Source organism: Bartonella sp. AP280QHHD, from assembly GCF_042196125.1.
Taxonomy (GTDB): Bacteria; Pseudomonadota; Alphaproteobacteria; order Rhizobiales; family Rhizobiaceae; genus Bartonella.
The window spans coordinates 225,679-237,915 of record NZ_JBHIPQ010000038.1 but is presented as its reverse complement, the minus strand read 5'-3'; the positions used below and the strand labels follow the sequence as shown (position 1 = coordinate 237,915).

General features: G+C 38.0%; 3 protein-coding genes. 1 reads left to right on the top strand and 2 read right to left on the bottom strand.

Going from position 1 to position 12,237, the window contains the following annotated elements; translation table 11 throughout:
* Positions 1-71 precede the first annotated feature (71 nt).
* A complete protein-coding gene (locus tag ACFIMK_RS05855; RefSeq protein ID WP_273790249.1) occupies positions 72-458 on the top strand; it encodes a YbaN family protein in 387 nt (128 codons plus the stop codon).
* Positions 459-2,020: 1,562 nt separating this feature from the next.
* On the opposite strand, the gene pncB is transcribed toward ACFIMK_RS05855, so the two are convergent.
* Positions 2,021-3,325 (bottom strand): nicotinate phosphoribosyltransferase, encoded by a 1,305-nt coding sequence (pncB, locus tag ACFIMK_RS05850; RefSeq protein WP_375693525.1) that lies wholly within the window; start codon positions 3,323-3,325, stop codon positions 2,021-2,023.
* Between the two features lie 132 nt (positions 3,326-3,457).
* Positions 3,458-12,028: a GH36-type glycosyl hydrolase domain-containing protein gene (locus tag ACFIMK_RS05845; protein ID WP_375682869.1), complete on the bottom strand. Its 8,571-nt coding sequence runs from the start codon at positions 12,026-12,028 to the stop codon at positions 3,458-3,460.
* Between the last annotated feature and the right edge of the window lie 209 nt (positions 12,029-12,237).

Here is a 12,237-nt window from a genome sequence, read left to right as displayed (position 1 = left end):
CATGTAAACAGAAAAAAACAGATACAATGTTTTTGTATAGGGTTTTGCGTAGAGGAAAATAGTACGAGAGAATGAAAAAAGATTCGAAGATATCGCACCCTTTACGTATCTGCTATTATATAGCAGGGTGGGCGATGGTTATATTAGGTATTATCGGTGTCGTATTACCTATTATGCCAACGGTGCCTTTTTTATTGGTTGCCTCATGGTGTTTTACGCGTTCTTCTCCACGTTTTCATCAATGGTTGAATAATCATCGTATTTTTGGTCCCCCTATTAAGCGATGGGAAGAAAAAAAAGCAATCTCTCCATTCGTTAAAGTTTTTGCAATGATGAGTATGACAGGAGGATTTTTATCCTTTTTCGTAATGCTACACCCTCCTTTATGGATTTCCTTACTTGTTGCGGTTATATTATTGCTGATTGCCATTTATATTGTAACACGTCCATCTTCTTAATGATAAAAAAGGCTTTATGAGATACTCTTTTTAGCTTCGACTTATTTGTAAAAACTATGAGGACTTTTAAGTTTTGAATATAAGCTCTCCACATCCAAAATACATATGAAATAGCAAGCTTTTTGAGCGCAATTAATTAATAATATGTTTGTGAAATAATTTTTATGAACAAAGAAGATTGTTTACGAACACTCAAAATGTTCTCACTTGGTAAACAATGATAAATCACATTCATGGAAGAGAGTCATTATTTTTGTAAAGCATGTTTGTATGAATCTCTATATATACATCATTGAAAAGTCATTGATATGATAGACATTTCGTTTGTTTTCATATCTCTTAATGAGGATATAATACAAAGCTTACTAAATACCCTCATTTTTATACTTATACAGTTAAGAAGCCGGTCTATTATATCAATCTTTAAGGTTACATCTGTTCTTAACTTAAGAATAATTCATAAGAAACAACAGAATTTTTCAAATGGTTTATACATACACGCATTCTTATTATAATATGCGAATAAATAATTTCTCTGTCTTGATATAAAGCTTATTCGAAATAAAAATATTATTGCATTCTCTGTTTTTTAATGAAGTCATGCCCCTCACGTAAAACAAAAGGTCTCCCAAATCATGTTATTTACACATTTATTTTAATGAAACATTTCTCAACGCTTTACTCATTTCATAATAGCAGACCATACATGGATAAAGTAAAATCTCCTGTAAAGTGCATAAAATCTATTTGAGCACCATCATCCTTGCCTTGCAAAATGCATACCGATAGTCACCATGCTATTTATCATCCTCCAATGTTGCCTTAGTAATTTCTAATGTTGCAATTGTAGCTTGTCATCTGGTTTTGTATATTTTGACACTAGATTTTGTACCAATTTATTTTTTTCAAAGAGTTTTAAAGGTGTTCTCAAAGGGTTTTGAAAGCCTTTTCTCATTTTTACTATGGAAACGCACTTTTTTCTGATTTTCGGTAATTTTTGTAATTTTAGGTGTCAAAATCTATTTTGATAAAACGCGCATTTAATGGTAAAAATTGTACATAAAACAACAAATTACCACGTATTCCTACTTAATCCCGCCTCTTTCCACTTAGTATAAAACCTACTGTCAAACTACAACAATAACTCTTAAAACTTGAAAACCTTCATATATGCAAGGGGATTAGTGTGCTTGATTTAACAGGATTGAAATGAGAAAAACTTATGATACTCGCGCACGCTCATTCAACATGCAAAATGATAGTATCTTGTTATGCTGTATAACACCGTTATTTATGACAAATGATATAAGGAAGCCTCCTTGGCTAAACTTCCCTAGCACGTTAAGTATTTTTTTAATGCGTAGTGAATATTTTTAAGTCTTATCTATCGCGCCTTATGTAAGTGAAGCGTATGCGTTGATAGACTAAGTAGAATCTGCTCAAAAAACAGCCGAACGGTTTACAGACCAGCCAAGGTTAAAAATCCTCGTTTTAAGGCAGGACAAAAATCAATTTTATAAACAATATGATGAGGCAATATACTTGTTTTAAAGAGCCGAAAACTACGTCTTTATAGGTCTAGCAATTCGCTTTGTATTACCAAAAAAATTGATATAACGTTGTACTTCTTTTGAATCACCGATCGTTTTTTCAGGATTATCTGAAAGTTTCACGGCTGGTCGACCATTGGCATAGGTCACCTTACAAACAAGGGAAAGAGCATCAAGAGTCTCGATTTCCTGAGGTGCACAGCCTGTAAAGTCATTGGTAAGATCCGTGCCCCATCCAAAACTCATGCGCACTCTACCATGGAAATGATGATAGGTTTTTTCAATTGTATTGACATCAAGAGCATCAGAAAAAATTAGAAGTTTTTTGCATGGATCTTTTCCTTTTTCTTTCCACCATTGAATAATACGTTCGCCACCTTCAATAGGGGGCGCACTATCGGGTCTGAAACCCGTCCAATCAGCTACCCAATCTGGTGCATTGCGTAAAAATGCTTCTGTACCAAAGGTATCAGGTAAAACAATGAGAAGATTTCCACCATAATAACGGTTCCAATCCTGCAAAACTTGATACGGAGCTCTGCGTAATTCATCATCGTTATTGCTGAGAGCCGCAATAACCATGGGCAATTCGTGTGCATTGGTTCCAAGAGCTTCTAAATCCGTATCCATGGCAAGAAGAACATTAGAAGTTCCAGTAAAAGAATTACCAATCCCTTCTTTTAATGCTTCCACACACCAGCGCTGCCATAAAAAAGAATGGCGGCGCCTTGTCCCAAAGTCAGATATTTTAATATCAGGCAATTTTTTGAGACGTTCAACTTTACTCCACATTTTTGCTTTAGCACGCGCATAAAGTACATCAAGAGCAAAACGATCTAGTTTTTTGAGAGCAGCACGTGAACGTAATTCACTAATAATAGCAAGGGCAGGAATTTCCCACATGGAACTATGGGCCCAGGGTCCATGAAAATGAAGGATATATTGGCCATCTTTGCGGGTGAGTTCATATTCTGGAAGTTGAAAATTCTCAAGCCACTGAAGAAAATCCGGTTCAAAAATTTGTTTGCGTCCATAAAATGTATTACCAGCAAGCCAAATCATTTCTTTTTTTGTAAAGCGCAAACTAAGAGCATGATCAAGTTGGGCACGCAATTCACTCTCATCAATATCGTCGGCAAGACGTATTGTTTTAGAGCGATTTATGAGGGAAAAAGTAACATTAACATTAGGATATAACCCCCAAATCATCTGCACCATTAGAAGCTTATAAAAATCCGTATCAAGAAGTGACCGAATAATGGGATCAAGTTTCCAAGTGTGATTGTAAACACGTCTAGCAATATCCGGATGATTCATAACCTTTTTCTTTCATTTTCATAAAATCTAAAATATTATGCACCAACACGGCTAATATAGGCGGTGCAATATAACAACTCTACAGTTTTGGACAAGAATAAAAAGTCTGCTCTCTTTTTTCATCTTTAATCTTTAAGATTTGACAATACGTATAATTTCATGCTGACCTGTTTTTTGTAACTTTATCCCTATATGAACTTCGGTATATTCTTTGCTATTAATATAGAGCATATTTTTAGGTCCCCATTTTACTTTAATGCAATAAACGGCATCATAAAACTTCATTGTTGCTTCATATTTTGGCCAAATAGAGGGTAAATGTGGCTGCAAAAACAATAGGTCTCCCTGACGCTGTATTCCAAGAATAGCTTGTGTTGCGGCGCGATAAAACCAACCGGCTGAACCTGTATACCAAGTCCAACCGCCTTGACCACATCGTGGTTCAACAGCATAAATATCTGCGACCATTACATAAGGTTCAACACGATAAATTTCAGGATCTTGTCCATGGGTAATTGGGTTTATCATAGAAAATAAAGCATAAGCTTTATCGTTTTGTTCCATTTCAGCCAACGCAAAAATACTCCAAATGGCACCATGCGTGTATTGACCACCATTTTCTCGAATTCCTGGAGGATAACCTTTTATATAACCAGGCTCGAGCGTACTTTTATCAAAAGGCGGCCAAAAAAGGCGAATGAGTCCGCCTTTTTTATCATAGAGATGTTCCAACATTGATGTCATTGCTTGTTTTTGACGTTCAGGCGATGCCATTTGAGAAATGATAGCCCAAGATTGAGCAATGGTATCAATTTGACATTCATCATTGATTTTAGAGCCAAGAGGTGTTCCATCATCAAAATAACCACGTCGATACCAAGCACCATCCCAACCATTTTTCTCTAGGCATTTTGTTAAATGTTCAAGGTACGTACTCCATATTTGCATATGGCTATTGTCAGCACGTTTTTTGGCTAAAGAGATAAATGCTTGTAATGTGTACCCAAGAAACCATCCTAACCAAATGCTTTCGCCTTTTCCTTCCACACCGACCAAATTCATGCCATCATTCCAATCCCCACCTAAAATAAGAGGGAGACCATGTGGTCCGCAGCGTTTAATGGCAAGGTCTAAAGCTAAAACACAATGTTCATAAACTGTTGCAACCTTTGGGGATTGGGTGGGTTGAAAATAAGCATCCTGTTGCCCACTTTTGAGAACATCACCTTCAATAAAAGGAATGAGCGTATCAAGAAAAGCGTCATCACCAGTGGTAGTGACATAAAGAGCTGTTGCATATGCAAGCCAAACGATATCATCAGAAATGTATGTACGAACACCAGCATTTGTGTCAGGCAACCACCAATGTTGCACATCACCTTCAAGAAATTGGTGCGCTGCTGCATTTAACAATTGTTCACGTGCTAATTGTGGTTCCAGCAATAACAAAGACAAGCTATCTTGTAACTGGTCACGAAAACCAAATGCACCACTCGCTTGGTAAAAGCCTGCGCGTGCCATGATGCGGCATGCGTAGATTTGATAAGGAAGCCAATGGTTGACCATAAGATTAAAAGAAGCATCAGGTGTTTTGACTTGGAAAGGAGAAACAAAATCACTCCATTGCTGTTTTTGTTTTGTGAGCTGAATTTCAAAATCACTTGCACGTACTTGATTGAGTAATTTTTCAGCTTCTTGCCTATTTTCAGCACTGCCAAGATAGAAGATGATTTCTTTTGTTTGCCCTGGTTGAAGATCAATATCATAGGCGAATGCTGAACAAGGATCACATCCTGCTTCAATGGTATTCGAAAGAGCAGCGGCTTTACGGATCGCATTTGGACGTGTTACGGTTCCCGTTGCACCAATAAATTCAGCGCGATTGGTCGTAGTGCTGGTTGGCATTTCGGACGCTGATAAAAATGTAACTTGTTGAGATTTCTCGATGTGATAGGGATTTTGAATAAAATGTGCACCCCATCTGGTCTCATAAGAGGAAACAATAAAGGGGGCATATTTTGTACGGACATTTCCCAAAACCCATTCAACATAATTATAAAGGCGTAAACTGCGTGGTTTTTTCCCTTCATTCGTAAGGATAAGACGTGAAAAGCGAATAGGTTTTTCGGGATCAAGTGTATGAGTCAGTTCTAATGCGATTTCTGAATGTGTTGATTTAAAAGTTGAGAATCCAAACCCATGACACGCCTCATAGACAATATTTTCGTCACATTCAACAGTAGAAACGGGTGAGAAACGTTTTAAAGACTGGCGATCAACCAGATAAAGAGCTTCTCCTGGTCGGTTAGACGTTGGATCATTCGCCCAAGGAGTTAGTTGATAATCGCGGCTATTGTTAGCCCAAGTAAAAATTGCACCTTCAGCAGAGACATGAAAACCAAATCTGTGATTAGCAATGACATTAATCCACGGATGCGGTGTAGTGGTACGTCCATGAAGACGTATTACATAATGATTGTGCTGATTAAAACCACCGTAACCATTCCAATATCTTAGATCTTCTCCATTTGGGAGAAAAGAGGATGGTTTTTGTTGGCTAATAAGACCAATGGAAGAAAAAAGATTTTGTTCAGTTTGTGTTGTAAATTGCTGTCCTTCGTTATATCTTGGCAAGTCTAATTGATCATAAGGTTCTTGATAATTTTTACGAACTGTGAGATTAAAATCATTCTCATCAAGTCGTTTAAGTTGTTCAGATAAAGAGCCATTTTGGGCATCAAGAACGATACGCGCTGATGCAAGAAGCGTTTTAAAACTCTGTTCACTCATTTGATCGCGTCGAAGCATGAAAATATGTTGGCGTTCATCTGCTTTTTGCGTGTGGTGATAATAAGATTCACAGACCCACTCAAGAGCGCGTTGTGTACTTTGTATATAAGAAAATGTTTGTTCATTGAGAATGACCAAATCAACAATAAGACCGCGCATACGCCAATATTCATGTGCTTTAAGGAGCTCGCGCAGTACAGTTATATTTCCCTCGTTATTTAATCTAAGAAGACAGAGTGGATTGTCTCCTGAGATAGACATGGGCCAAAGATTAGACTGTTTTCCTAGCGTTTTTGCTAATATTTCAGAAGGAAGACGCCACGTTCTTTCTGGATAAATAAGTGGTGTTGCATATTTTTGATAGACAATAGCTTCTTTAAGCTGGGTTCCGCTCTGATACAGTGCGACTTGTGAGCGCGTCCATGCCATTGAAAGTTCTTTTTGAAACATATCAGGTTGTCGATAATGTTTAATATGATTATTTAGCGCTTCTTTTGTATGAGCAGCAAAAGTCCAAAAAATAAGTTCTGCTTTTTCATGGGCTGGAATTTTTATACGGCATCGCAATGACATAACAGGGTCAAGAACACAACCTTGACTGTTACTGAAACGAGCATTTTGGTCAAATGCAGCAGGACGATGAATGGATCGCCCCCGACCAATAAACAGAGAGCGATCTGTTTCAGCTTCTGTCTCTTGGAGAATATCTGTTGTACTAGAAACAAAATGGGTAACATAGATTTCAGGATCACTAGGCGAGCGTTTGCGCCTTTTGGCAAAAATTGTTTTACCTTCTTCAGTAATTTCTGTCTCTATAAACATACGGGAAAAAACAGGATGAACTTGGTCTGTATCCATCGTGGCAAGCGCTAATTCACCATAAGAAGTCACTTCAATGAGTCGGTCTTTATTTGTCGTATTCATCAGTTGAATACGTCTCCCTTCGCCACATCCTTCAGATGTAATAAGACATTCAAGTGTTGATTTAATACCATCAACCATTTTTGTATATTCAGCCTTTTCATCTGTAAAAATGCTGACAGCTTCTTCTTCAATAACACGTGTTGGCTCACCAGTAACAGACCACCACCGTCCACTATGCGTATCACGTAAGAAGAATAAAGTACCTTGTTGATCTTCTGTTGCATCAGGAATAAAGCGCGTAATCGCATAATCGTGCCAACGGCTGTAACCAGAACCGTTCGCTGTTAACATGGTAGAATAAAAGCCATTAGACAAAAGTAAAGTTGCTCGTGGTTTGAGTAACGGGTTTGTAATAATGCGCAAAGGGGCTGCGTCAAATGCTTGAGACTTATTGCGCATACGATTAACAGCTTTGGTATGAATAATAGGAATGAGATGAGGCGCTCTTTCTTGTAAGAGCAATTGTGTTGCTTCAATAACGGGATCACGGTGAAAACGATCACGCATTCGCCCTTGAAAAATAACATTGTTAAGAGCAAGGATAGACATGCCATGATGGTGCGCATAATAATTGCGTATAATGGCGTATTTTTCCCCTGTTTTCACGCGTGTTGGAGTAAAATCAACAGAGTCATAATAACCATATGTTCCTAAAGCTCCAAGATCACGGAGTCGTTTTAAATTAGCGACAGCGCAAGCAGGAGCATATTGTGCCGCTAGAAGGCTGGCATAGGGAGCAATGACAGCATTGCGTGAAAGACCACGTTGGAGTCCGAGGTTTGGAACACCAAAATGAGCGTATTGGTAATTCATTAAATGATCGCGAGCATTAAATGCGGCTTCTGAAATACCCCATGGCAATTCCCGTTTATGGGCATATTGTATTTGACAACGAATAATCAATCGATTTGTTTGATCTAGGAGAGATCCTAAAGGTTCATGCATTACGAGAGATGGCATAAGATATTCGAACATTGATCCAGACCATGATAGGAGTGCACCTTTCCCACCTATGGGTACGAGAAGTCGACCAAGACGAAACCAATGTTTAAGTTTTATATCTCCTTTTGCGATGGCAAAAAAGCTTGCAAGACGTGCTTCTGAAGCAAGCAGGTCATAACAATTTTCATCGAGTTTGTTTTCTTGAACACGATATCCAATGGATAAGAGATGCCGTTTAGGCTGTTCTAAAAAGTCAAATTTCATATCAAAGGCTATTTGCCTTGCCGCTATAGCCAGCCTGTTTAGTTTTTTACGTAATTTTTCAGTATCACAATGAGCAGTCGCATCATTATGATGAGCGTTACAGGTGTCGATAAGGCATTTAGCCCAAGAAAGCGCACGAGCAGATTCTATCGTTTGAATTTTGTGGTCAAGTTCACCGACTAAGTGCACAATATCATGGGCTGCAAGTGAAAGATCTATGATGTGAGAAGGAATCGTATTTTCTTGTTCTATAAAAGTGAAGATAGAATCATGAAAACGAGTGATGTTTTCTTCGATTTTTTGGCGTAAAGAGCGTAAACTGGGTTGATGATCTGGAATTTCTCTGACAGTTTCTTCAAGAATAGCAAGAACATCCGATAAGCCTTCTCGATCACTTTGAAAAAAAACATGAGGTTTTTCAGCCCATTCACTTAAGGCAGAAGAGAGTGTTACCAAATGACCGGCAAGATTTCCTGAATCAACGGTTGATACATAAGTAGGCAAAAGAGGCCTGAGTGTATCCGTTTCATACCAATTATAGAGATGACCGCGGAACTTTTCCATTTTTGCAAGAGAGCGTAATGTACATTCAATACGGGTAATGGTCTCTTCAAAACCAATCCAACCAAAATCACGTGCAGCAATAATAGAAAGGAGATAAACCCCAATATTCGTAGGCGATGTACGTTGAGCAACAAGAGGTTCAGGATCTTCTTGAAAATTATCGGGAGGCAAATAGTTGTTTTGTGCATTGACAAAGGTTGCATAATAAAGCCATGTCCGCCGTGCAATAGAACGGAGTTTTTTTTCATCTTTTGAAGAAAGATCAAGGCTATCTTGAAAGGTTGAAGGTTGACTCACAATCCAAGCAATGAAGGGTGAAAAAAACCATGCTATCCCAAAAGGCAAAGCAACCAAGCTTGCAAAACTATCAGAAAAAAGAGGGAGTGCTATAGTAAGAATACCAATAAGCGATGCTGGTGCCATTGTAAAAACATAGAAACGCAAACTATTGGGTATTGATTTTGTTGCGGCAGAAGTTTTCCATTCAAGAAGATGCTGTTTTGAAATCGTCATACGATAGAGTGTACGAATAATCGCATCGGTCATAAAATACGCCGAATGAGCAAGAAACGTCGTTTTAAGAAATATATCAGCGCTTGTAAGAGCAATTTTGTTCCAAATTAATTGAAAATGTCCACGCAAAGAATGATCTATATTGGATGAGACAAGCGTTTTTAATACACATAGAATGGGTGAAATGAAGGAGCTAAACAACAAGAATAGTTGCCAGACGATTGCACTCTTTAAAGACAAAAAAGCCCATCCTGCAAATGCTGCGATTAACCACATAAGTGGAGTGAGAGAACGACGTAAATTATCCTGCATTTTCCAACGCGTCACGGAACTTATTTGACGGTGGGGAAAAAGATAAGGCAAAAGCTGCCAATCACCGCGGACCCAACGATGATAACGCATAACATCAATATTGTAAGCGGTTGGATAGTCTTCAATGACTTCTATGCTACTTACCAGAGCAGTACGAGCATAACCTCCTTCTAAGAGATCATGACTAAGAATAGTATTTTCTTTAATTTTTCCATCAAGTGCTTGTTCAAATGCATCAATATTATAAAGACCTTTACCGATAAAGGTGCCTTCTCCTAAAAGATCTTGATAAGTATCAGAAACAGCAAAAACATAAGGATCAATGCCACGGTTGATAGAAAAAACCCGTTGGAGAATTGATGTTTTTTTTCCTGTTGTAAGAGAAGGAATAATGCGTGGTTGTAAAATGCTATAGCCCTTTACAACCTTTCCACTTTGTGGATCAAAAACGGGATAATTGAGTGGATGGTTAAGCTTTCCAACAAGTTTCGCGACGCTCTCTGGAGTAAGACGTGTATCACAATCCAGCGTCATAACAAAACGGCAATCCATAGGAAGATGTGGATTGCGAGGATAAAAGCTTGTATTTTTATCGCCTCTTAAGAGCCGATTAAGTTCATGAAGTTTTCCTCGCTTTCGTTCCCATCCCATCCAACATTTTTCGCTTGTATTATAAAGGCGTCGGCGATGTAAAAGGAAAAAAAGCGGAAGTTTATCACGATGATAACGACTATTGAGTTTATCAATACTCTTTTGCGCATAGTGCAATAAATCAAGATCATCTTGCGTTTCTCTCAATGGAGCATCCACCCAATCTGTAATGAGTGCAAAATGAATGGCACCTTTAGGATTGGAAAGATAGTGCACTTCAAGATTGCGCACTTGTTCATCAATGTCAGCGCGTGATGTCATCAAAGTAGGTACAACAACCATTGTCCGTGCATGTTTTGGAATACCTTCTTTATATTCATAACCAATGAGTTGTTTTGATGGGACAAACCACGAAACAACAGTGTTAAATAAAGCAAAAGCAGCATCGATAGCAGGAAAAAGCGCCAATCCAGTAAAGCAAAAAGACATCCATTGTGTCATGCCAGATAGCTGTAAAAGGGCGTAAATTACCAGCAAAAGAGCAAGCGTCAGAAAAGAGACAGGAACGGCGATGACTCTCAATTTTGAGCAACAGGAAGCGCGTGTCCATTTTATGAGAAAGGGCGGAATATACCCACAAGCCTTTTCAAATATGCCACGACCATCATCAACAAGGTACCACCCCACACAAGAATGATGAGGCATATCTTTAGAAGTGGAATTTGCCATTTCTACAACTTTATGTGCAACTTCCAGTTCACTAAGAGGCGAAAAGCGAGAAACTTTTTCAATGACTTGTCGATAAATATTGCGTGAGTGAGCATCAATTTCAGAAAAATCACTATTTTTACGCAAAATAGAATCGACACAACTCACTGTTTCAAACCATGCTGTCCAATCAACATCATCTATAGCTTTAAGAGAACAGATAATATTTCCCATGGTCACACCATCTGCTGCTTGTCGGGTATGTTCATCAGCTGTTGCAATCTCTAAGCTACTGCCTTGGCTTTTCAATTGCTTTTCAAGCCAAGTTAATGCTACGGTTGAATCGACAGATGCACTGCGCAGGCGATAGAATAAATGTGCTGAAAAAGTTGGATCAACAGTAAATGGTTTATACTGCGTAAAAAGAGAGTGTAGATTTGTTTTATTTTCTACAAGAGAAATTTTATCAGCTACTTGACTAGCAAGATGGCGCATATGTCGCGCTTTTTCGATACGTACTGAAAGACGACGGACATTTTCAATGAGCAGCATTTGCATAACTGAAGGAAGAGCCCACAATTCACCAATTGTGAGCGCACAAACTTCTTGAAATCCGTTGGTCATAGCCATGAGTGTTTCTTGTGAAAAGCTGCTATCGGTATGCGCAATATAAAGCCAAGTTAAAGCAAAAATTCGTGGTATTCCGGCTTTGTGTGTAGAAAGAGGAAGTTGCTTTATGAAGGACTTGGGTAGATTACGACGTAGCTTTTGTATGGTTTTATCAATGGTGTAATGATTATCAATGAGCCATTGAGCAGATGGTGCGATGGTTTCATCATTTCGGGCAGCAAAATCACTGGTATGAAAGGCATGAAGAATAAGTTTAGCATTTTCATTCAATCTCTTGCGAAAATCTCCTACTCCTTCATATTCAGGGAGTAAAATTTCTTTACCAGAAGCTATATCATGCCCTAAGTTATAAAGATCTTCCTGTACCTTATAAATTGCACGAAGAGGAAAATCCGTATTAATAAAATGATCTTTTTTCTCTTTTTGAGAAAAAAAGCACTTTATGAAAGGTATTATGCACGTCATAGTGTCCCATTGTTATTCAATTACATTGTTTTTTATTTAAATTTTAAGCATTTTATCTGAATAGTGAACCGTTGTTAGACAAAAAACAAACTTTTTGTTTTTATTTGCAAGCATTTATAATTTTTGTTTCAATAATTTAAAAATAAGCAGACAATTTTTTTATAAAATAAAAAGGTCACTCCTAATGAGTGACCTTAATAATAAAACCA